Source organism: Kitasatospora sp. NPDC127035 (genome assembly GCF_042726075.1).
Taxonomy (GTDB): domain Bacteria; phylum Actinomycetota; class Actinomycetes; order Streptomycetales; family Streptomycetaceae; genus Kitasatospora.
Genome location: NZ_JBHXDN010000027.1, coordinates 1 through 22,247, shown reverse-complemented (window position 1 = coordinate 22,247; position 22,247 = coordinate 1). Strand labels below are relative to the sequence as shown.

Annotated in this window: 19 protein-coding genes; 9 read left to right on the top strand and 10 right to left on the bottom strand. The window is 74.4% G+C overall.

From position 1 onward, the window contains the following. Positions 1-185: 185 nt before the first annotated feature. Entirely contained in the window at positions 186-959 is a 774-nt protein-coding gene (locus ACFWIC_RS19850; RefSeq protein ID WP_380519585.1) for an enoyl-CoA hydratase family protein, read from the bottom strand. 234 nt (positions 960-1,193) lie between these two features. On the opposite strand from ACFWIC_RS19850, the gene ACFWIC_RS19845 reads away from it, so the two are divergent. Further along, on the top strand, positions 1,194-1,616 hold the full coding sequence (locus ACFWIC_RS19845) for a RidA family protein (RefSeq protein ID WP_380364147.1): 423 nt from the start codon (positions 1,194-1,196) through the stop codon (positions 1,614-1,616). A gap of 106 nt (positions 1,617-1,722) precedes the next feature. Here ACFWIC_RS19845 and ACFWIC_RS19840 read toward each other — a convergent pair whose 3' ends face one another. Beyond that, positions 1,723-3,186, bottom strand: a complete 1,464-nt coding sequence (locus ACFWIC_RS19840) for an MFS transporter (RefSeq protein ID WP_380519584.1) — start codon at positions 3,184-3,186, stop codon at positions 1,723-1,725. A gap of 79 nt (positions 3,187-3,265) precedes the next feature. On the opposite strand from ACFWIC_RS19840, the gene ACFWIC_RS19835 reads away from it, so the two are divergent. The 3 genes from ACFWIC_RS19835 (at position 3,266) to ACFWIC_RS19825 (ending at position 6,853) form a co-directional block, all read left to right on the top strand. Then, a complete protein-coding gene (locus ACFWIC_RS19835) occupies positions 3,266-4,066 on the top strand; it encodes a transcriptional regulator (protein WP_380519583.1) in 801 nt (266 codons plus the stop codon). Continuing rightward, positions 3,991-4,260, top strand: coding sequence for an ArsR/SmtB family transcription factor (locus tag ACFWIC_RS19830; RefSeq protein WP_380519582.1), 270 nt, complete (start codon positions 3,991-3,993; stop codon positions 4,258-4,260). The genes ACFWIC_RS19835 and ACFWIC_RS19830 overlap by 76 nt, the downstream gene beginning before the upstream one ends. Positions 4,261-4,549: 289 nt before the next feature. Continuing rightward, a complete protein-coding gene (locus ACFWIC_RS19825; RefSeq protein ID WP_329885273.1) occupies positions 4,550-6,853 on the top strand; it encodes a glycosyl hydrolase family 18 protein in 2,304 nt (767 codons plus the stop codon). Positions 6,854-6,916: 63 nt separating this feature from the next. On the opposite strand, the gene ACFWIC_RS19820 is transcribed toward ACFWIC_RS19825, so the two are convergent. Continuing rightward, complete coding sequence (locus tag ACFWIC_RS19820) at positions 6,917-8,140, bottom strand: geranylgeranyl reductase family protein (RefSeq protein ID WP_380519617.1); 1,224 nt, start codon at positions 8,138-8,140, stop codon at positions 6,917-6,919. Between the two features lie 398 nt (positions 8,141-8,538). On the opposite strand from ACFWIC_RS19820, the gene ACFWIC_RS19815 reads away from it, so the two are divergent. Beyond that, positions 8,539-9,906, top strand: a complete 1,368-nt coding sequence (locus tag ACFWIC_RS19815) for a dipeptidase (protein WP_380519581.1) — start codon at positions 8,539-8,541, stop codon at positions 9,904-9,906. Positions 9,907-10,074: 168 nt separating this feature from the next. Here ACFWIC_RS19815 and ACFWIC_RS19810 read toward each other — a convergent pair whose 3' ends face one another. Both ACFWIC_RS19810 and ACFWIC_RS19805 read right to left on the bottom strand, forming a co-directional pair. After that, positions 10,075-10,872: a DUF4184 family protein gene (locus ACFWIC_RS19810; protein WP_380519580.1), complete on the bottom strand. Its 798-nt coding sequence runs from the start codon at positions 10,870-10,872 to the stop codon at positions 10,075-10,077. 155 nt (positions 10,873-11,027) lie between these two features. Next, complete coding sequence (locus tag ACFWIC_RS19805; RefSeq protein ID WP_329949306.1) at positions 11,028-12,095, bottom strand: NUDIX domain-containing protein; 1,068 nt, start codon at positions 12,093-12,095, stop codon at positions 11,028-11,030. Positions 12,096-12,457: 362 nt separating this feature from the next. On the opposite strand from ACFWIC_RS19805, the gene ACFWIC_RS19800 reads away from it, so the two are divergent. Beyond that, complete coding sequence (locus ACFWIC_RS19800; RefSeq protein ID WP_380519579.1) at positions 12,458-13,495, top strand: PfkB family carbohydrate kinase; 1,038 nt, start codon at positions 12,458-12,460, stop codon at positions 13,493-13,495. A gap of 129 nt (positions 13,496-13,624) precedes the next feature. Here the strand turns inward: ACFWIC_RS19800 and ACFWIC_RS19795 are convergent, their stop codons facing one another. From ACFWIC_RS19795 to ACFWIC_RS19775, 5 genes are all read right to left on the bottom strand, one after another. After that, on the bottom strand, positions 13,625-14,551 hold the full coding sequence (locus ACFWIC_RS19795) for a C40 family peptidase (RefSeq protein ID WP_380519578.1): 927 nt from the start codon (positions 14,549-14,551) through the stop codon (positions 13,625-13,627). A 260-nt stretch (positions 14,552-14,811) separates the two neighbouring features. Then, positions 14,812-16,248: an acyl-CoA synthetase gene (locus ACFWIC_RS19790; RefSeq protein WP_329949309.1), complete on the bottom strand. Its 1,437-nt coding sequence runs from the start codon at positions 16,246-16,248 to the stop codon at positions 14,812-14,814. A 185-nt stretch (positions 16,249-16,433) separates the two neighbouring features. Next, complete coding sequence (locus ACFWIC_RS19785; RefSeq protein ID WP_380519577.1) at positions 16,434-17,396, bottom strand: electron transfer flavoprotein subunit alpha/FixB family protein; 963 nt, start codon at positions 17,394-17,396, stop codon at positions 16,434-16,436. Between the two features lie 46 nt (positions 17,397-17,442). After that, positions 17,443-18,228 (bottom strand): electron transfer flavoprotein subunit beta/FixA family protein, encoded by a 786-nt coding sequence (locus ACFWIC_RS19780; RefSeq protein WP_380364369.1) that lies wholly within the window; start codon positions 18,226-18,228, stop codon positions 17,443-17,445. A gap of 372 nt (positions 18,229-18,600) precedes the next feature. Next, positions 18,601-19,014, bottom strand: coding sequence for a thioredoxin family protein (locus ACFWIC_RS19775; RefSeq protein ID WP_329880171.1), 414 nt, complete (start codon positions 19,012-19,014; stop codon positions 18,601-18,603). Positions 19,015-19,232: 218 nt separating this feature from the next. Here ACFWIC_RS19775 and ACFWIC_RS19770 point away from each other — a divergent pair, with 218 nt between their 5' ends. The 3 genes from ACFWIC_RS19770 (at position 19,233) to ACFWIC_RS19760 (ending at position 22,037) form a co-directional block, all read left to right on the top strand. Next, positions 19,233-19,658 carry a DUF4395 domain-containing protein gene (locus tag ACFWIC_RS19770; RefSeq protein WP_380364372.1) on the top strand — a complete coding sequence of 142 codons (426 nt, stop codon included), beginning with the start codon at positions 19,233-19,235 and terminating at the stop codon, positions 19,656-19,658. A 255-nt stretch (positions 19,659-19,913) separates the two neighbouring features. Then, entirely contained in the window at positions 19,914-20,684 is a 771-nt protein-coding gene (locus tag ACFWIC_RS19765) for a lysophospholipid acyltransferase family protein (RefSeq protein ID WP_329880174.1), read from the top strand. Positions 20,685-20,846: 162 nt separating this feature from the next. Then, positions 20,847-22,037 (top strand): hypothetical protein, encoded by a 1,191-nt coding sequence (locus ACFWIC_RS19760; protein WP_380519576.1) that lies wholly within the window; start codon positions 20,847-20,849, stop codon positions 22,035-22,037. The last annotated feature ends 210 nt before the right edge of the window (positions 22,038-22,247 follow it).

Here is a 22,247-nt window from a genome sequence, read left to right as displayed (position 1 = left end):
GTGGCCCTTTGGGGGGCGCGGCTGGGCCTGGCCCTGGGGGGCCGCCACCGGGTTTTGGGGCTGGGGGGGGGGGGCCGGCGCGGGGCCGCGGGCCCGGCCCCCGCCACACGACGCCGCACGCCGCACGCCGCACGCCGCACGCCGCACGCCGCACGCCAACGCCAACGTCAACGTCAACGTCAACGTCAACGGGCCCAGGGTGCCGGTCGCTTCTCGAGGAACGCTCGCATCCCCTGCTGTGCCTCCTCCGAGCCGAACAACCGCGCCGACAGCTCGACCAGTTCGTCGGCGTCCCGCTCGAAGGACCGCACCACCTCGGCGTTGGCCAGCCGCTTGGACTGGGCGAGCCCCTGCGGCGAACCGAGCCGCAGGGCGTCCAGCAGCCCCTTCAGCGCGAGGGCGACGGCCTCTCCGGAGTCGGCCGCCTGCGTGATCAGCCCGATCCGGGCCGCCTCGGCGGCGTCGAAGACCTCGCCGGTCAGGTAGTAGCGGGAGGCCGCGCGCGGGTCCAGCTTGGGGCGCAGCGGCAGCGAGATGACGGCGGGGGCCAGGCCGAGCCGGACCTCCGTGAACGCGAAGGTGGCGGCCGGACCGGCCACCGCCAGGTCGGCCGAGCCGACCAGCCCGAGGCCGCCGGCCCGGACGTGACCGTCGATGGCGGCGATGACCGGCTTGGCGCAGTCCACGATCGCCCGCTGGAGGTCGACCAGACCGCGCGGCCCGACGGTCGGGTCGGCCCCCGTCGCCTCGGAGAGGTCCGCACCGGCGCAGAACACCTTGCCGGCGTGGGTCAGCACGACCGCGCGCACCTGCGGGTCGGCCGCCGCGGCGGCGAGGCCGGCGGTGAGCTCGGCCATCAGCCGCGTGGAGAGCGCGTTGCGGTTGTGGGGCGAGTCGAGGGTGAGGGTGGTGACGGCGTCCTCGGTGGTGACGTGGACGAGAGGCACTTCGCGGGTCATCGGTGCGGTCCTGCTTTCCGGCTGAGGGTGGGTCGGAGGGGCGCCCGCCGTCCGGTGGGGCGGCGCCGGACGACTCTGGCACGCCCACCCTCCGCTCGACCAGAGCCACCCGTGCCCGGCGCGGGAAATCCGGTGGCGGTCCGCCCGCCCTGCGCGGTGGAGTCGCGCCCGGGCACCCGGGCCCGATCCGGAAAGGCACTGGTGCGGTGATCACCCGTCGGCCACGATGAGCCCATGACCACCGAACCCGGGCGGAAGACCGCCCACCTCACGCACATCGCCGAGCCTCCCGGCGTGGCCCCGGGCACCGGCTACACCCAGGTCGTCACCGGTACCGGCCGGCTGGTGGCCGTCTCCGGCCAGGTCGCCTTCGACGAGGAGCGGCGGCTGGTCGGCACCGGCGACCCGAAGGCGCAGGCGCGGCAGATCTTCGAGAACATCCGCCGCTGCCTGGCCGCCGCCGGGGCGGACTTCTCCGACCTCGTCAAGCTCACCTACTTCCTCACCGACATCGGGCACCTGCCCGCCGTCCGCGAGGCCCGGGAGGAGTTCTTCGGTGACATCCCGCTCCCCACCAGCTCGGCGATGCAGGTCTCGGCGCTGTTCCTGCCCGAGGTGCTGATCGAGATCGAGGCACTCGCGGTGGTGCCGGAGTAGTTCCCGGCGCGGCCGCCGCATCCGGCGCCGGACCTCCGGCTCCGGACCCGGCGGCGCTGCGCGGGCGGTACGGCGCGGGGGCGCGGGCGCAGCTGCACCGGCTCGGTCACCGCGCCCGGCCGCCGCCCGAGGCCCACCGGACGGCGGGCCCCATGGCCAGGCCCGCGGCGGCGAGCAGTGCGCCGAGGGCGGCCCAGCCTGCCAGGCCGTACCCGATGACGACGGTCGAGACCACCGCCGGTCCGATCATCAGCGCGGCAGAGTTCCCCGCGTTGTAGACACCCTGGTAGGCACCGTGCGCCCGCTCGCCGGCCAGGTCGTAGCTGAGCGCCCAACTGCCGGCCTGGCTCAGCACCTCGCCGATCGCCTGGAGCGCCACGCCCACCAGCAGCACCACGGCGGCGATCGGGGCCGGCGCGCCGTGGGCGAGTGCGAGCACCAGGCACGAGGCGGCCAGGATCAGCCCGGCCCGGCCGCAGACCCGGGCGGCGGCGGCCGGGTCCTCGGTGCCCCTGGTGGCCCGCACCTGGAAGGCGATCACCAGCACGGTGTTGACGATCAGAGTGCCGGCCACGGTGATCCGCGGCGCGTCGGTCTCCTGGACGATCCAGAGCGGCACGCCCACCTCCAGCATCGCGAACTGCAGGCCGAGCACCGAGCTGAGTGCGGTCACCACCAGGAACGGTCCGTCCCGCAGTGCCGGGTTCCGGCTGCGCGTCCGCGCCCCCTCCGGCGTCCGGAGCCCCTCCTCCGCCGGCCGCTCGCGCCCCGCGCCGCCCCACCCCGCACCGCCCTGCCCGGGCACGGCCAGCCGCAGGAACAGCACCGACACCACCAGGTAGGTGGCGGCGTCGGCCAGGATCGCCGTCAGATAGGCGGGCCGCGAGTCCAGGTGGAGGGCGACGGCGCCCACGCCGGTGCCGAGGCAGAGGCCGACGTTGGTCACCACCCGCAGGTAGGCGCGGCCCGCGACCCGCTTGTCGGCGGGCAGCACCTGGGCGTACAGGGCATTGCGGACGGCCGATCCGCCCCGGTCGGCGGCGGCCACCAGGCAGGCCAGGGCGACGAACGCCGGATAGCCGTCCACCAGCGTGTAGCCGGCGGTGCCCAGACCGGTGAGCGCGACCAGCACCACCAGGATCCGCTTCGCCCCCCAGCGGTCGGCGGCCCGCCCGGCGGGGACGCTCGCGACGACCCCGCAGAGCCCGGCGGCGGTGAGCGCGAGACCGAGCTGGGCGGCGCTCAGGCCGAGGACACCGGTGAAGAACAGCACGCCGACGGAGAGCGAGAGCCCGCTGCCGACGGTGTTGAGCAGGGTGATCCCGGCGAGCCGCCGGACCATCGGGTCGGGGTGCAGCAGCCGGGCGGCCCGGGACTGCCGGGGCCCGGGCTTCGCGGGCGGCCCCGGCGGTCCCGGCGGACCGCCGGTCGTGCCGGTCGTGCCGCTTCGGCCGATCCCCCCGATCCCGCCGGTCCCGCCGCTCGCGCCGATTCCGTCGCTTTCGCCGTCCTGGCCGTTTCCGGGCAGGCCGGAGGTGGGTGCGGCGGTCGCCGCCGGTGAGGTGGTCATGCCCACGATCACACCCCGAGACGGCCCGTCCGCAGTACTGATTTAGGCTGGGCCTAAAAGCAGCCGGGGAGGGGGCCGCGTGCACCGGTTCAAGCTCGGCCTGGCCGACCTGGCCACCACCTGGTTCGCCTGCTCGCCGATCCAGGAGGCGTCGCTCAGCCTGCGGATGTGGACCCATCCCGGCGTCTACGCCTTCCAGTCGCCCGCCTTCGAGCGCCTCCGGCCCGCCTTCGAGCGGCTGGACTCCACGCTGCTGCTCTCCCTGGTCTCGCCCAACCGCTGGGTCCCGGACTTCCTGACCCCGCGCCCGGTCACCCCCTCGCCCGACTTCCGCACCGAGCTGGCCACCGTCCGGGCACTGCCGCCCGAACAGCTGCGCCCTGAGCTGGAACTGACCTTCCAGCTGGACCGCCGGCCGATGCCCGCCGGCCTGGCGGACGGACTGGCCGATCCGGCCCGGCTGCTGGCCCGGATCGCCGACGCGCTGGAGGAGTACTGGGAGTGCTGCCTGGCGCCGGGCTGGTGGCCGCAGGCCCGCGCCGTGCTGGAGGCCGACCTGGTCTACCGGGCACGGGTGCTGGCCCAGCAGGGGGCCGCGGCGCTGTTCGCCGACCTGGACCGGCGGCTGCACTGGGCGGACGGCCTGCTGTCGATCAACCGGCACTGGTCGGACGGGGACGGCGAGATCACCGTGGACGGGCGCGGCCTGGTCCTGGTGCCGACGTTCTTCGCCCGGGGCGCGATCACGATGATCAGCAACGACCGTGCACCGCAGATCAGTTACCCGGCACGCGGCAGGCCGGCATGGCCGACCCCCGACCGCCGGCCACTCCGCGCGCGCTGGAACAGCTGCTCGGCGCGCCGAAGTCGCGCCTGCTGACGCTGCTCGCGGAGCCGGCCACCACCACCGATCTCGCCTACCGGCTCGGCGTGACCGCGGGCGCGGTCAGCCAGCACCTGGCCGTGCTGCACGCGACCGGCCTGGTGACCCGGGCCCGGCACGGCCGATCGGTGCTGTACGCCCGCAGCCCGCTCGGCGACGAGCTGGCCGGCGACCCGCGCCGCCGTCCCTAGTCCCGCGCGAGGCGCGGGCGGACCCCGCCCGGGGCGCGTTCGAACCGTGCGCCGGCCCCGTCCCGACCTGGCCCGTCAACTCCCCACTGGTACAGACCTGTTGACGCATTGGTCCAGTCCTCCTACAGTTCCCATGCCCCGTCTCCCCACAAACGCGGGCATCGATCGGCCACGCACCACCCCAGCGCCACGGTCCGATCCGGCACCACCCCGCCCCACCAGGCACCACCCGCACCATCCGTACGGTTCTACGTCACCCTGTCCAACCCCCACAGTCACAGGGAGAACCATGTCCGCTCGACCCCGGGCACACCGCCCGCGCGTGCGCCACAGACTGCTGGCGCTGCTGTCCGTCCTGCTCCTCCCGCTGGCCGCGATCACCGCGCTGGCCACACCGGCCAACGCCGCCGGGAAGCTCACCGCCACCTTCACCACCGAGAACAACGGGTCCTGGTGGAAGGGCACCTACATCGTCCGCAACGACAACGCCGCCGCCGTCTCCGGCTGGACCCTGGAGTTCGACCTGCCGGCCGGCGTGACCATCCAGAACAGCTACAACGGCACCGCGACGGCCAACGGCCGCCACATCACCGCCACCAACGCGTTCTACAACGCCAACGTGCCCGCCCGCGGCACCACCGAGCCGTACAGCTTCTGGTTCGTCGCCAACGGGCCGGTCGGCACACCGACCGGCTGCCGGATCAACGGCGACAAGTGCGACGGCAGTTCGGACGTCCTGCCGTCCGCGCCCGGCACCCCGGTGGTCACCGACTCGACCGCGCGCAGCCTCGCCCTGAAGTGGCCGGCCGCCACCGGCGGGGACTTCCAGGTCGCCTCCTACGAGGTGCTGAGCGGGGCGACCGTGCTCGCCACCAGCGCCACCGCCGACGCACTGGTCACCGGACTGACCCCGGCCACCAGTTACACCCTGACCGTCCGGGCCAAGGACACCCGTGGCAACACCGGCCCGCTCAGCGCGCCCGTCACCGCCACCACCTTCGACCCGGCCACCGACCCGACCCCGCCCACCGCTCCGACCAACCTCCGCACCACCGCGGTGGGTTCGAGCGAGGTGACGCTCGCCTGGAACGCCGCCACCGACAACCTCCGGGTCGCCGCGTACGACGTCTACCAGGGCGCCACCCTGGTCCGCACGGTGACCGGCTCCACGCTGACCGCCACCGTCAGCAGCCTCTCGCCGTCGACGAACTACACCTTCACGGTGAAGGCCCGGGACGGCGCGGACAACGCCTCGCCGGCCTCGGCCCCGCTCTCCGTCACCACCTCCGACCTGGTGGGCGCCGGCAAGTACGCCCGCGTCGGCTACTTCACCCAGTGGGGCATCTACGGCCGCCAGTACTTCGTCAAGAACCTCGACACCTCGGGCAGCGCGGCCAAGCTCGACGTCATCAACTACGCCTTCGAGAACATCGATCCGGTCAACCTGACCTGCATGGCCGGTGTCACCAGGGGCACCACCGCCAACCCGCAGGACCCTGACCAGGGCACCGGCGCGGGCGACGCCGACGCCGACTACGGCCGCCCGATGAGCGCCGCCCAGTCGGTGGACGGCGTGGCCGACGACGGCTGGGGCAAGCTGCGCGGCAACTTCAACCAGCTGAAGAAGCTGAAGGCCAAGTACCCCCACCTGAAGATCGTCGTCTCGCTGGGCGGCTGGACCTACTCCAAGTACTTCTCGGACGCGGCGGCGACGGACGCCTCGCGGCAGAAGTTCGTCAAGTCCTGCGTCGACGTGTGGATCAAGGGCAACCTGCCGCTCTACAACGGCGCCGGCGGTGACGGCGTCGCGGCGGGCATCTTCGACGGCATCGACCTCGACTGGGAGTGGCCCGGCTCGCCCGACGGCCACGCCGGCAACCACTACAACGCCAACGACAAGGGCAACCTGACCCTGCTGCTCGCCGAGTTCCGCAAGCAGCTCGACGCGCTCGGCGGCTCGCACAAGCTGCTGACCGCCTTCACCCCGGCGGACCCGGTCAAGATCGACCAGGGCTGGGACCTCTCGAAGATCTTCAACTACCTGGACATCGCCAACGTCCAGGGCTACGACTTCCACGGCGCCGGCAGCGACAACTCGTGGGAGCCCAACCGGACCGGCCACCAGGGCAACCTCTACCCGGACGCCCAGGACCCGTACCCGAACCACTTCAGCGTGGACGCGGCGCTGAAGCCCTACCTGGACGCCGGCGTCAACCCGCGCAAGCTCACCATCGGCCTCGCCTTCTACGGCCGCGGCTGGCAGGGCGTCGCCGACGGCGGCGTCAAGGGTGAATGGCAGAGCGCGACCGGCGCAGCCCCCGGCCAGTTCGCCGAGGAGGCCGGGACCCGCGGGTACAACAACCTCATCACCACCTTCCCCAACCTGTCCGTCTACCACGACGAACAGTCCGTCTCGACCTACGGGTACACGGGTGCGGGCGGGCAGTGGTGGACCTTCGACGACACCTGGTCGATCGCCAAGAAGACGGCCTACCTGAAATCGAAGGGCCTGCTCGGCGCGATGATCTGGGAAATGACCGGTGACACTCCGGGCGGCACCCTCATCACGGCGATCGACAACGGGCTCAAGTAGCACCACGGCACGGCCGACGCTCCGCCGGGGAACCCCTCCCCGGCGGAGCGTCACCGCCGGTCCTCAGCGCGAGGCCAGTGCCGCCAGTCGCCGGGCCGCCCGGTAGTCCCGGAGCACCTGGGCGAACGTGGTGTGCCCCTGCGTGGTCCGGGCGAAGGCCCGCCAGGCCGGGTCGACCAGGCAGACCGCCGCGTGGAACAGGTACGGCCGGTGCTCGAACGCGTTCAGCATCTGCTTCCCCGCCCGCATCTCCACGCCCAGGCCCGCCTTGATCGCGAACGCGTAGTTCAGCGCCTCGCGCCGCACCTCGCCCGCGTTGCCCGCCTCGGCCACCTTCACCGCCCACTCCCCGGCCAGCCGGCCCGAACGCAGCGCGTACGAGATGCCCTCGCGGGTCCACGGCTCCAGCAGCCCGGCCGCGTCACCGGCCACCAGGACCCGGCCGCGCGAGAGCGGCGAGTCCTCGGCCCGGCAGCGGGTCAGGTGGCCGGACTCCACGCTCGGCGGGAAGCCCGCCAGCCCCAGCCGGCGGATGTAGGCGGCGAGGTACTGCTTGGTCCGCTCGCCGTCACCGCGTGCCGAGATCACCCCGACGGTCAGGCTGCCCGACTCGGTCTTCGGGAACACCCAGCCGTAGCTTCCCGGCAGCGGGCCCCAGTCGAGGTGGATCCGGCCCGCCCAGTCGGCCGCGACCTCCGGCGGGACGGGGATCTCCGCCTCCAGCCCGAGGTCGATCTGGTCGAAGGAGACACCCACGTGCCGGCCGATCCGGCTCGCGCTGCCGTCCGCCCCGACCACGGCGCGGGCCTCGAAGGTGCGCCCGTCGGCGGCGGTGACCAGCGCCGTCCGGTGCTCGCCGCCGCGCTGCTCCACCCCGGTGACGGTCACTCCGGTGACCAGCACGGCGCCCGCCTGCTTGGCCGCCTGGACCAGGCGCAGGTCGAACTCGTCCCGGTTGACGAGCCCGAACAGCATCCGCTTCGAACGCCGGGTGCGGGCGAACCGGCCGCGGTACGCGAAGGTGACGGCGTGCACCCGGTCCTGGAGCGGGAGCTCGAAGTCCGGGGGGAGGCTGTCCCGGGAGGGGCCGATGATGCCCCCGCCGCAGGTCTTGTACCGGGGGTGCTCGGCCTTGTCGAGCAACAGCACCCGCCGGCCCTGGGCCGCGGCGGCGTACGCGGCCGAGGAGCCGGCCGGCCCGGCACCGACGACGACGACGTCCCAGACGCCGTCCAGCCGGCCGGGCCCGTCGGCCTCGGCGCCGACCACGGCGTCGGCCTCGACCACGGCCTCGAACGCGGCCTCGGCCGGGGCGTCGGCGTCGAGCGGGCCTCGCTCGGCCTGCGGGCCACTGGTGTCGTGCGGGCTACTGGCATTGTGCGGGCTACGAGAATCAGGGCTTCCGGAGTCAGTCACGGACAGCAATCCTAGTGCGGCCGACCTCCCCGGTGTCGGCCGCACCGCCCCGAACGCGCGGCCGAATCCCCCCGCCGCACCGCTCGACGCCGCCCGGGCCGCCCCGTGCCCGCCGGACCCCGTCCCCGGCCGGTGCCGTGCCCGGTGCCGCCGCCGGCCGCCCCCGGCCGGGCGACCGTTCGTGTCCGCCTATGATCGGCGCTACCCCCCGTCAACGACGTTCGCCCGCACCATCCCTCGGACGGACCAGCCCTACCCGGAGCATCACGATGCCGCAGCAGCAGCGCCTGGCCGACGCCGTCCGGTCCCTGATGGACCGCGCCCGGACCGACCTCGCCGACCTGGTCGCCTTCCCGTCCGTCGCCGACCCCCGTCAGTTCCCGGTCGAGGAGTGCGACAAGGCCGCCCACTGGGTCGCCGAGGCGTTCGCGGCCGAGGGCCTGACCGGCGTCCGGCTGCTGGACACCCCCGACGGGACCCGGTCCGTCTACGCCGAGCTTCCCGGCCCGGCCGGCGCGCCGACCGTCCTGCTCTACTCGCACTACGACGTCCAGCCGCCGCTCGACGAGGACGCCTGGATCAGCCCGGCGTTCGAGCTGACCGAGCGTGACGGCCGCTGGTACGGACGCGGCGCGGCCGACTGCAAGGGCAACATCCTGATGCACCTGACGGCCCTTCGGGCGCTGCGCCAGGTGGACGGCGGGTACCCCGTCGGGCTGAAGATCATCGTCGAGGGCTCGGAGGAGCAGGGCACCGGCGGTCTGGAGCGCTACGCCGAGGCGCACCCCGAACTGCTCGCCGCCGATGTCGTCGTCATCGGCGACACCGGCAACTTCGCCGCCGGACTGCCCACCGTCACCGCCTCGCTGCGCGGCATGACCGTGGTGGACGTCTCCGTCCGCACCCTGGCCGGCAACCTGCACTCCGGCGCGTTCGGCGGCGCCGCCCCGGACGCGCTGCAGGCCCTGGTCAAGGTGCTCGCCTCGCTGCACGACGAGCACGGCGACGTGGCGGTCGCCGGCCTGACCGGCGGCCAGACCTGGAACGGCGTGCAGTACCCGGACGAGCAGTTCCGCGCGGACGCCAAGGTGCTGGACGGCGTCGCGCTCACCGGTACCGGCACCGTCGCCGACCGGCTCTGGGCCCGCCCGGCGGTCACCGTCCTCGGCATCGACGCCCCGCCGGTGATCGGCGCCACCTCCTCCGTCCAGGCCTCCGCCAAGGCGTCCGTCAGCCTGCGCGTCCCGCCGGGCACCGACACGGCCGCCGCCCAGGAGGCGCTGGTCGCCCACCTGGAGGCCCAGGTGCCGTTCGGCGCCCGGGTCACCGTCGAGCGCCAGGGCAACGGCGCGCCGTTCAGCGCCGACACCTCCGGCCCGGCGTACGAGGCGATGGGCGAGGCGATGGCGGAGGCCTTCGGGACCCCGATGGTCACCTCCGGCGAGGGCGGCTCGATCCCGCTCTGCAACACCCTGCGCACGCTCTACCCGGAGGCGGAGATCGTGCTGATCGGCGTCGAGGAGCCCACCACCCAGATCCACGCGGTCAACGAGAGCGTCGACCCGCTGGAGCTGGAGCGGATGGCGCTCGCCGAGGCGCTCTTCCTGCGCCGCTACGCCGAGCTGCGATCCGTCTGACGAGGAGCCACCGCCGGGCAGCCCCCGGGTCACCACCGGTGCACTACCGGGCCGCGCCGTCCACCACGACGGCGCGGCCCGTCCGTCCCACGCCGGACGAACACCTCGGGTGCCGCCGTGCACGCCGGGCCCGCGCGCCCCTGCCCCGGCTCACACACCGCCCCGGCACTACCCGCGCGCCGTCCGGACCCCGGCCACCGCGGCCCGGACCAGCGCGTACCCCACCGCACCGACCGCCAGCCCGGCGCCCGCCCCGAAGCACACCTCCGGGATCACCCGACGCCGCAGCGGCACGAGCCGGTGCACCACCCCGGCCGCCGTCGCCGCGCCGAGCCCCACGACGGCGGAGCGCCGGACCCGGTCCGTCAGCACGACCGCCGGCGCGACCGGCTCCGCCGCCCGGGCCGCACGCACCGCGTACCCCGCCACCGCTGCCAGCGCCGGGACCGACGTGCCGTACTGCAGCACCGTGTACAGAGGCGGCCCACCGGCGACCGGCCGCTCCAGTGCCGGCACCAGCCGGGCACCGAGCCGGCCCCCGTGGGTGAAGGCGTCCCACCCCACGTGACTGGCCGCGCCGAGCGCCGCCGAGGCCGCGAACCAGGCGGCGTCCGCCCCGCTCACGACCCGGGGTTCCCGGTCCTCCCGCCGACTCCGGCGGACCGTCAGCGCCTCGGCCCGGCCCGCCCACCGCTCCGGGAGCAGCCCGACGAGCGGCCCGCGCAGCAGCCCGTGCCAGCCGGCCACCAGCACGGCCGCGACCGCGACGTCCACGGTCGGTACCGCCCACCAGCGGTGGGTCAGCCGGCCGTGCCGGTACACCCCCGGCAGCAGCGACTCGGCGAAGAACGGCACGTCCGGCGCCAGCGACCCGGCGACCAGGGCCGACGCGACCAGCGGCCCGCGCTCCCCCGCCGCCCGCAGCAGGGGCAGCACGGCGGCCGGGTGACTCAGTGTGAAGGGCATGCCCTCATCCTGCCGCCGCCCGACCGCCGTCGTGCCGTCATCGGCACACGCCGCACCGGCCGCGCCCGCCCCACGCACCGAGACCGCCCCGCCGGCCACGCCGCGGCCCAACCGCTCGGCCGCCTGCGGTGGACGGCCGACCGACGACGGACGGCCTACGCCGCGTCGGCCGTCCTGGCCAGCCCCACCCCGGCCCGGCGCCCGGCCTCCAGGTACCGCAGCTCCCCGCACCGCCTGGCGTCCAGCGCGGCGGCCAGCCGCCGGTAGCGCCCCGGCGGCAGCAGCCCGGCGGCCTCCTCCAGGCTGACGAACCGCCAGCCGCGCAGTTCCTCCTGCTGGAGCAGCAGCCCCTGCCGGCCGGCGGCGTCCAGCAGCCCGCCGTCGTAGACCAGGCGCAGCCCGCCCCGGCGCGGCCCGGTCCGCGGCTCCCAGTCGACGGCCAGCAGCCGCAGCACCGACGGGTCGAGCCGCAGGCCGAGCTCCTCGGCCGTCTCCCGGAGGGCGGCGTCGGTCGGCGCCTCGCCGCGTTCGACCACTCCGCCGGGAAACTCCCAGTCCGGCTTGTACACCGGATCGACCAGCAGTACCCGGTCCTGTTCGTCGAAGAGCAGGACCGCGGCCGCGACGGTGTCCCCGGTGGGGTCGGGACTCTGGACGATCGGGCAGCGGGCGGACCCGTCCCGGACCAGCTGGGCGAGCCGGACGGCGGTCTCGCGCGGGGTGAGGCCCGCGGTGTCGACGAGCCGCGCGTCCCGGCCGAGCCAGCGGCGGGCGGCGCGGTAGCGGGGCAGATGGTCCAGGCACCACTGCCGGATCCGCGCGCTGCGCTCCGGATCGTCCGGGCACTCCTCACGCTGCGCTATGCGTTCGCGCAGGATCGTTTCTTCAGGATCGAGAACGAGATGGTGCACCGTGATGCCGTTCGAGGCCAGCGAACCGAAGATCTCGTCCCGGTAGTCCTCCCGGAGCAACGTCATCGGGACCACCAGCGGCCCGCCCACCTCGCCGAGCAGTGCGGCGGCCGTCTCGGGCACCAGCCGGCGCCAGGCCGGCAGGTCCTGGAAGTCGGACACCGCCGCCATCCGGTCGGCCGGCAGCATCGCGCGCAGCCCGAACCCGATCAGCTCGGGATCGAACAGCGTGCTGCCGGGCAGCAGTTCCACCAACTCGCGGCAGGCACTCGACTTGCCCGCCCCGAACGTGCCATTGACCCAGACGATCACAAACGTCCCCTGCCCCTCGACCTCCCCCGGCGCCGTTCGCACCGGGCGGCGCCCCCGTCAGCCGAACCAGCGCCACCCGAGGTGGTACCCCCGCCGCGCCGGTCCCCATGCCTCCCCGACCGCCCTGCTCGCGGCCGCCGGCCGCACCGGATGACAGAGGCATGTGCCCAGGCCAGCGGCCTGGCCGCGACGCCCGTACAACCCGCGACACGCCGGAGTGCGCACCCCGGACCACCGGCGTCCGACATCCTTCCACGCGCCCCCTCCGCACCCCGTGCGCCCTGCCACAGACGCACGGGAAAGCCGCACCGGTTCCCCGCCCGTCGGTTGCCTCCCGCCGCCCGACCGCATAGAGATGAACGGTGACCGCACCCACCGCACCCGGCCGCGTCGTGGCCGTCGGTTCCGTCAACGTCGACCGGATCCTCCGCTGCCCCGCCCTGCCCGCGCCCGGCGAGACCGTCCTGGTGACCGACTCGGCCCAGGGCTTCGGGGGCAAGGGCGCCAACCAGGCCGTGGCCGCCGCCGCCATGGGCGCACCCACCCATCTGGTCGCCAAGGTCGGTGCGGACGCCGACGGCCGCGCCGCCCTGGCCGACCTGCGCGGGGCGGGCGTCGACATCGGCGCCGTGCTCGTCGACACGGACGCCCCCACCGGACAGGCCGTCGTCATGGTCGACCCGTCCGGCGAGAACAGCATCCTGGTGGTCCCCGGTGCCAACGCCCGGCTCACCGGCGCCGAGGTGACCGAGGCGCTCGCCTCGCTCGCCCTCACCCCGGCCGACGTCGTCCTCACCAGCGGCGAGGTCCCCGAGGAGTGCATCCTGGCCACCGCGGCCGTCCTTCGCGACGGCGGCCCCCGCTGGATCCACAACGCCGCCCCGGTCGGCGGGCTCCCCGACCGGCCGGGCCCTGCCGGTCGGGGACCGCTGATCGTCGCCAACGCCGTCGAGGCCGCTCAGCTCGCGGGCGCCCGCGACCCGGGCCGGCCCCACGACGAAACCCACGATGAGGCCCACGATGAGGCCCACGACGAGGTCCTCGGCGAGACCCACGGCGAGACCCGTGGGAAGGCCGCCGACGCGGCCCCGGCCGCCACCGCCCTGGCCGCCCTCGGCGAGGGCGCCGTGATCACCCTCGGCGCAGCCGGCGCACTGGTCGCCACCGACGGCGCGGTCCACCACGTCCCCGCCCCCGAGGCCACCGTCGTCGACACCACCGGCGCCGGCGACGTCTTCTGCGGCGCCCTGGCGGCGCGGCTCGCCGACGGCGCGTCCCTCCCGGCGGCAGCCGCCACCGCCGCCGCGGCCGGTGCCTTCGCCGTCACCGCCCCGGGCGCGCGCGGAGCCCTCCCCCGGCCGGCCGATCTCGGCCTCGCCCCCGGCCCCGGGCGCCCCTGACCCGCCCGGACTCCGCCGCCGGGCACCTCGCCGCACCCCCGCAGCCCCCCACGGCGGCACCGCCCGCACCGCCGCCCACGACGACGCCCGGACCGTCCGGCCCGGGCGTCGTCCGTCCGCGGGACCGGCTCAGGGCCGGCCCATGTGGGTCGGGTAGTAGCCGCTGCTGATCCGGGAGACACGGATCAGGGTGCCGGGTCGCGCAGCCTCCACGTACTGGTTGTTGCCCAGGTAGATCGCCACGTGGTGGATGCCCCGCGCGGTGCCGTCGTCCGACCAGAAGAGCAGGTCGCCGCGCTGCAGCTGGCTCGCCTTCACCGGGGTGGTGGCCGCGTACTGGTCGTTGGCGACGCGCGGCAGTTCGACGCCCCCGCGCCGGAAGGACTGCTGGACGAGGCCCGAGCAGTCGTAGCCGTCCGGCCCGTTCCCCGCCGTCTTGAACGGCTTGCCGAGCTGGGCGAGCGCGAACGACACGGCCGTCTCGACGTCACCGTCGGCCGCAGGCACCGCGGAATCGGCGGAGGACTGGGTCGAGGACGACGCGCCGGAGGCCGAGGTCGCCGCGTCCGACGACCCTCCGGTCCGCGCCAGGTAGACGTCGTAGTGGGTCGTCCAGCGCCACTGGCCCTGGCTGTTCTTGAACCAGTACCGCGACCCGTCCCACCCCTGGGTGATCCCCCCGGACGTGGTCGCCGTCGTCGCGGACGGGGAGGCGGTGGCGGTTCCGGCCGACGCCCCCGTCCGCGCCAGGTACACGTCGTAGTGGGTCGTCCAGCGCCACTGGCCCTGGCTGTTCTTGAACCAGTACCGCGACCCGTCCCACCCCGCGTGGGCGGGCGCCGGCTCGGCGGCGGCGCTGCCCACCCCGGTGCCGAGGCCGAGCACGCCCGTACCCGCCACGATCACGGCCACCATGCCTATCCCCCGGCGGACCCGCGCCGCACGGGAGGGACGGAAGGTGCGGGCACCCTCCGCCGGCTGGGAGGCGGTGGCGGCGGCGTGCTGCCCGGTCGGCTCGTCGGCGGCACCCGGTGCGCCGGTGTTGACGGTCGTCATCCTGCTGTCTTCCTTTGCTGAGCACTGAACGCGGAACGCGGATCGCGGAACGCTGGACGAAGGCCGGAACGGATCCGCGGCCGACATGCCGCGGCTTCCGGCCGTGCGGCCGGAAGCTGCGGCGTGGAGCCCGGGGATTCAGTTCTGCCTGCGTGTCACGTTAGGCACGCGTCCGCTCACAGCGCGCAGTGGAGTGCGCCAAAGGAAGGGCTCACGGAAGGTGAGCGGGCGTCACCCGGCACCCGCCGGGTGACCGCCCGTCACCCGTGTGCCGAGTCCGCGAGCAGCTGCTTCTTCAGCACCTTTCCCATGGCGTTCCTGGGCAGTTCGGGCACCAGGACCACCCGTCGGGGCCGCTTGTGCACCGAGAGCCGCTCCGCCACAAAGGCCGTCAGCTGTTCCCCCGTCACGGGACCGGCCGGGATGACGTACGCGACGACCGCCTGGCCGAGGTCCTCGTCCGGCGCGCCGACCACGGCCGCGTCCGCCACCGCCGGGTGGTCGCGCAGGGCCGCCTCGACCTCGCCCGCGCCGATCCGGTACCCGCCGCTCTTGATCAGGTCGACGGAGGCGCGGCCGACGATCCGGTGGAAGCCGTCCGGGCCGATCACCGCGACGTCCCCGGTGCGGAACCAGCCGTCCGCCGTCCAGGCCTCGGCGTCGGCGTCCGGCCGGTTGAGGTACCCGCCGAACAGGGTCGGCCCGGCGACCTGCAGCTCGCCGACGCTCTCGCCGTCGTGCGCGACCGGGCCGCCGTCCTCGCCGACCAGCCTGGTCCGCACACCGGCCAGCGGCAGGCCGACGCTGCCGGGGCGGCGCTCGCCGTCGGCCCTCGTCGAGACGGTGATGAGCGACTCGGTCATCCCGTAGCGCTCGATCGGGGCGTGGCCGGTCAGCGCCGCCAGCCGTTCGAACACCGGGACGGGCAGCGGGGCGCTGCCGGAGACCAGCAGGCGGGCCCGGGCCAGCTGCCCGGCCGCCTCCTCGTCGGCGGCCAGCCGGGACCAGACCGTCGGCACACCGAAGTAGAGGCTCCCCCCGGCGGCCGCGTAGGCGGCGGGGGTGGGCCGCCCGGTGTGCACCAGCCGGCTGCCGCTGCGCAGTGCGCCGAGCACGCCCAGCACCAGGCCGTGCACGTGGAAGAGCGGCAGACCGTGCACCAGGGTGTCCTCGGCGGTCCACTGCCAGGCCTCGGCGAGGGCGTCGAGGTCCGCGGCGACGGCGGACCGGTGGATCACCGCGCCCTTGGGCGCACCCGTGGTGCCGGAGGTGTAGAGCACGAAGGCGGTCGCCCCCGGGCCGGGCTCGGCGTACGTGGTGGCCGAGCGCTCGGCCAGGTCGACGGGCAGCGCCGTGACCGGCGGTCCGGCGGCCGGGCCGTCCTCCCGGGGATCGTCCCCGGCGGCGTGCGCGAGCAGGACCGCACCGGAGTCGCGCAGGATGTGGGCGCGTTCCTTGGGCCCGGAGTCGGGCGGCAGCGGGACGACCGGCACGCCGGCGAGCAGCCCGCCGACCACGGCGGCCACGGTCTCGGCGGTGGGCCGGGCGAGGACCGCGAGCGCGGGGGCGCCGGCCACCCGGTCGGCGACGGCGGTGGCCGCGCCGAGCAGTTGTTCCCGGGAGAGTGTCCGCCCGTCGATCCGCAGCGCGTCGCCCGAGTCCCCGAAGCCGCCCTGAAGTGCCGTCAAGAGTGTCATGTGTCCGCCTTCGCCCCTGTTCGCGATCGGCCGCCCCGCCGCCGGCGGTCGCCGGCGCTCGTGCCGCCGACTCTACGGGCCCGTCGCCGCTCCCCCGGTCCGGGGACCACGTGCCGTGCGGGAAGTCCCGGACAACGCGCAGGGGCGCGCCCGGGAGGTCCCGGACGCGCCCCTGCGGCGACGGCTCAGCCCTTGCGGGACTGCACCTCGGCGGTGAGCTGCGGCAGCACCTCGAAGAGGTCGCCGACCACGCCGTAGTCGACCAGCTCGAAGATCGGGGCCTCGGGGTCCTTGTTGACGGCCACGATGGTCTTCGAGGTCTGCATGCCGGCCCGGTGCTGGATGGCGCCGGAGATGCCCGCCGCGATGTACAGCTGGGGCGAGACCTGCTTGCCGGTCTGGCCGACCTGGTTGCTGTGCGGGTACCAGCCGGCGTCGACGGCGGCGCGCGAGGCACCGACGGCCGCGCCCAGCGCGTCCGCCAGCTCCTCGACGACGCCGAAGCCCTCGGCGGCACCGACGCCGCGGCCGCCGGAGACGACGATGGCGGCCTCGGTCAGCTCGGGGCGGCCGGTGGAGACGCGCGGGGTGCGCGAGACGACCTTGGCGGCGTTGCCGGTGAACGCGACGGTGACGTCCTCGACGGTGCCCGCGGCCGCGGCGGCCTCCGGCGCGACGGCGTTCGGCTTGACGGTGATGACCGGGGCGCCCTGCGACACCCTGGACTTCACCTGGAACGACGCGGCGAACACCGACTGGGTGGCGACCGGACCGTCGGCGCCGGCCTCCAGGTCGACGGCGTCGGTGATGATGCCGGAGCCGAGGCGCAGGGCGACGCGGGCGGCGACCTCCTTGCCCTCGCCGGAGGAGGTGACCAGCACCGCAGCGGCCTCGCTCGCCTTCGCGATCTGGGTAAGCGCGTCCACCTTCGGGACGACCAGCTGGTCGGTGAACTCGGCGCCGTCGGCCACGTAGACCTTCGCCGCGCCGTACTCGGCCGCCTTCGCGGCGATCGCGGCGGCGGCCGGACCGGCCCCGAGGACGACGGCCGACGGCTCGCCGATCCGGCGGGCCAGGGTCAGCAGTTCGAGGGCCGGCTTGCGGACCACACCGTCGGCGTGGTCCACGAGAACCAGGATCTCAGCCATGATTCGTTGCTCCTGATCGATCGTTTGGGTGCGCGAACGGGTGGGACTAGATGAACTTCTGGTCGGCGAGGAAGCCCGCGAGCGCCTTGCCGCCCTCGCCCTCGTCCTTGACGACCGTGCCCGCGGTACGCGCCGGACGCGCCGCCACCGACTCCACCGCCGTCCACGAACCCGCCAGACCGACCTCGTCCGCCCCGATCCCCAGATCGTCCAGGTCCAGCGACTGCACCGGCTTCTTCTTCGCCGCCATGATCCCCTTGAACGAGGGGTAACGCGCCTCACCCGACTGGTCCGTCACCGACACCACCGCCGGCAGCGAAGCCTCCACCAGCTCCGTCGCCGCGTCACCGTCCCGACGGCCCTTCACCACACCACCCTCGACCGACACCTCCGACAGCAGCGTCACCTGCGGCACACCCAGACGCTCAGCCAACAGCGCCGGCAGCACACCCATCGACCCGTCCGTCGACGCCATACCACCGATCACCAGGTCGAACCCGGTCTTCTCCAACGCCTTCGCCAGCACCGCCGACGTCCCGATCACGTCCGAACCGTGGATGCCGTCGTCGTTCACATGCACGGCCTTGTCCGCACCCATCGACAACGCCTTGCGCAGCGCGTCCTTCGCATCGTCCGGACCCACCGTCAACACCGTCACCTCGGCATCACCGCTCGCCTCCGCGATCCGCAACGCCTGCTCCACGCCGTACTCGTCCAGCTCCGACAGAAGGCCGTCCACGCCCTCCCGGTCGGTGGTGTGATCGTCCGAGAAACGACGGTCACCCGTCGCGTCCGGCACGTGCTTCACACAGACAACGATCCTCAAGCTCACGGCCTGTCTCCTGTACTGGGTCTCGTCCGGCGGCTGCGGCTGTGCAAGCGGGCGCGCACACGGTACGCACCCGCTCCGGGCAGCGTGTTCCCGTGCCGGTCCGGAACTCCGTCGCAGCATACTCGCCAGTAGCACAACGGTCACTACTGGCCAGTAGCTTACGGCGGGAGGTCCCGACCGAGCGTCCCGCAACCCCTCCGACCAGCCCGGAGAGGATCCCCGGCCCGGACGGCGGCCACAGGACGGCTGCACTGCCGTCAGGGCCATCCTGCCCCAGCCCGACCCGTGCTCCACCCCACGGGGCGGTCCTTCGGCCTCCGGATTCACCGCCCGGAACGACCCGCGCCCTCCGAACCGGGAGCGGGAGCAGCCTCAGACCGCCTCACCCAGGGCGGCGATCACGTCCACCTTCCGCGGCTGCCCGGCAGCCCGGCGCACCACCCGACCGCCCGCGTCCAGCACCAGAACGGTCGGCGTCCGCAGGATGTCCAGCCGGCGGACCAGCTCCAGCCGCTCCTCGGCGTCCAACTCGACGTGCGCCACCCCCTCGACCATCCCGGTCACCTCGGTCAGCACCCGGCGCGTGGCCCGGCAGGGCTGGCAGAACGCGCTGGAGAACTGCACCAGGGTCGCCCGCTCGCCGAGCGGCACCCCCAGCTCGGCCGCCGACAGCCGCACCGCCCCGTCCTTCACCCGCACCCGCAACCTCCCGTCACGCTTGGCCCGCAGCAGCCCGAACGCGCTCGCCACCACGAGGACGACAACGCACACCACCAACCCGGTCATCCCCCCAGTCTGCCCCCGCCCGCCCGGGCTCCGGGAACGGGCCCCGCAAACCGGTCGACCCGCGGCCCACGGCGCGCGTACGATCGCCGGGTGGACTCCGACCGCCCCGCACAGCCGCTGCTGACCGCCCGCCGGGTGGTCGACCTGTGCCGGGCCACGGCCTCGCGCTGTCGCTGACGCGCCCCGCCGTCACCCGTCGCCCCTCCCCCGGAGCCCCCGTGCAGATCGATCCCCGCGGCCCGCGCTTCGCCGCCGCGCTCACCACCGTCGTCCTGATAGCCGTCCTGCTCACCGGCAGCGGACTCCTGCTGGCCGCCCAGGCCCTCGTCTTCGCCCTCGGCGCCGTCGCCGGGCTGCGCCACTCGCCCTACGGCTGGCTCTACCGCACGCTGGTCCGGCCCCGGCTCGCGCCGCCGACCGAGACCGAGGACGAGCGCCCGCCGCGGTTCGCCCAGGGCGTCGGCCTGGTCTTCGCCGTCGTCGGCGCGCTCGGCTTCCTCACCGGGGTCGACTGGCTCGGCCTGCTCGCGACCGGGTTCGCACTCGCCGCCGCCTTCCTCAACGCCGCCTTCGGCTACTGCCTGGGCTGCGAGATGTACCTGCTGGTCCGCCGCGCCCAGGGCCGGGTGGACATCGCCGCCTGAGCACCCCGCCACCGGCCCGAGCCGGCCGCCCGACGGTCCGGCCGGGAAAAGTTCCCGGCCGGACTCATCACGCACATCACACCTTCACATTCCGCCTGGCGGTACGCCTCAGGTGACAGCGGGCACCCCTTCGGGGGATCATCTCCGTGTATCACCCGTGGCCGCCGCGGCGTGCCGCGCCACCGGTCGGCCCCCACGTACGGCTCGGGTACCCGCCGTACCGGGCCGCGAGGCCCGTCGAAGTCAGGACTGACCGTGGCAGAGTTCGTGTACCCGCCGGTGATCGGCGCCGCACTGACCGTCTTCCGCGCGCTCGACGTGCGCATCAGGATCGTCGGCGCCGAGCACATCCCCGCCAAGGGCGGAGCAGTCCTGGTGAGCAATCACATCAGTTACCTGGACTTCCTCTTCGCCGGCCTCGGCGCCTACCGCGGCGGACGGCGCAAGACCCGCTTCATGGCCAAGGACGACGTCTTCAAGCACGGCGTCTCCGGCCCGCTGATGCGAGGCATGAAGCACATCCCGGTCGACCGCACCGACGGCCAGCCCGCGTACGAGGCCGCCGTCCGGGCCCTGCGGGCCGGCGAGATGGTCGGTGTGTTCCCCGAAGCCACCATCAGCCGCTCCTTCATGCTGAAGAAGTTCAAGACCGGTGCCGCCCGTATGGCCGCCGACTCCGGCGCGCCGCTGCTGCCCGTCGTCCTCTGGGGCACCCAGCAGCTCTGGACCAAGGGCCGCCCGAAGACCCTCACCAAGCGGCACGTCCCGGTGACCATCATGATCGGCGAGCCGATCGAGCTGGCCCCCACCGACAAGCCCGTCATGGTCACCCGCCGGCTCCGCGCCGCGATGTCCGAGATGCTCGACCAGGCCCAGCGCGAGTACCCCGGCAAGCCGTCCGGCCCCGACGACACCTGGTGGCTGCCCGCCCAGCTGGGCGGCACCGCCCCCACCCTGGAGGTCGCCGAGGCCGAGGACGAGGCGGAGGCCACCGCCAAGGCCGAACGCCGGACCGCCCGCGACTGACGCCGCGCCTCACGTCCCGCCACGCAGCTACTCCGAGTGCCCGAACGAACGCACAGCGTCGCGTGTCGCCCCCTTTTCGCCGCGTCCGATCTGACAACGTGACAGCTCCCTCGAAGCTCGCCGGGACTCACCCGGCGGATCGGAGACGGAGATGAGACGCGAATGACCGGCACACGGCTCGCACGGACCACCCCCACCACGGCCCGCACCCGCACTCGCGCCGGTGCGGGCCTGTTGCTGGCAGGAGCCCTGCTCACCGGTTGCGGCGCACAGCCCGGCGACATCCCGCTCAGCGAGATCCGCGCCGAATCGCCGTCCCCCACCCCCACGCCTACGCCCGAGCCGGCCGCTGCCGCCCCCGGTGTCGTCGGCGCCGCCGCCGCGACCCCGCCCTCCGCCCGCAACGGTCTGATCGCCAGCCGGGTCACGCTCGGCACGGCCCGGGAAACCGGCGCCATCCTCTCCACCGGGCCCGACGGCACCGGCGAGCGTCCGCTCACCCAGCCGCCGGACGGCGCCCGCGACGACAATCCCTCGTGGTCCCCCGACGGCGTCGCGCTCGCCTTCGACCGCACCGGCGACGCCGCCTCCGCCGCCCGGATCTGGCTCACCACGGCCTCCGGAGAGAACGCCCACCAGGTCGGTCCGCTCTGCAGCGTGGGAGCTCCCGACTGCATCAACGAGGCGGAGAGTCACCCCGCCTTCTCCCCGGACGGCGGGCGGATCGCCTTCAACCGCACCTGGGGATCCGGCGACCCCGAGACCGGTCAGATCCAGTACTCCGACCTGTACCTGATGACCCCGGACGGCACCGACGTCCAGCGTCTGACCTTCCTCACCAACGACAAGCCCTACTCCGGCGAGGTGACGAGTCCCAGCTGGTCGCCCGACGGAAAGCAGCTGGTCTTCGAGTACCGCACCAGCGCCACCGGGCTCCCCGCCGACGGCCGCGCGTTGTTCTCCGTCGCCGCAGACGGCACCGGCCTCCGCCAGCTCACCCCCTGGGAGCTGCGGGCCGGAGGCCGTGCCGGATGGTCCCCCGACGGCACCCGGATCGTCTTCACCACCTTCCCCGCCGGCCCCGACCTCACCCCGGGGGGCGGGATCTACGCCATGCACGCAGACGGCAGCGCGATCGAGGCCCTGACGCCCGGCCCGTCCGACGTCTCCTACGGCCCCGCGGCCTACGCCCCCGACGGCGGATCCATCGTCTTCGCCCGCGCCGCCGGCACCGGGACCTCCTCCGACCTCTACGTCATGCAGCCCGACGGGGGTAGCCCGACCCGGCTCACCGACACCCCCGACCGCTCGGAGAGCCGACCGAGCTGGGGCACCGCACCGCCCCAGGGCTGACCTCCCGGACCGGTCCGACGTGGCACGGGACGTGGCACGGACCGTGAACACCGCCGCCCCGGCATCACCGGAATTCCCCGCAATTGCCCCGGAAACGCAAAGAACCCCCGTCCGGATCCCGGACGGGGGTTCTTCACAATGATTGTTCGGCGGCGTCCTACTCTCCCACAGGGTCCCCCCTGCAGTACCATCGGCGCTGTGAGGCTTAGC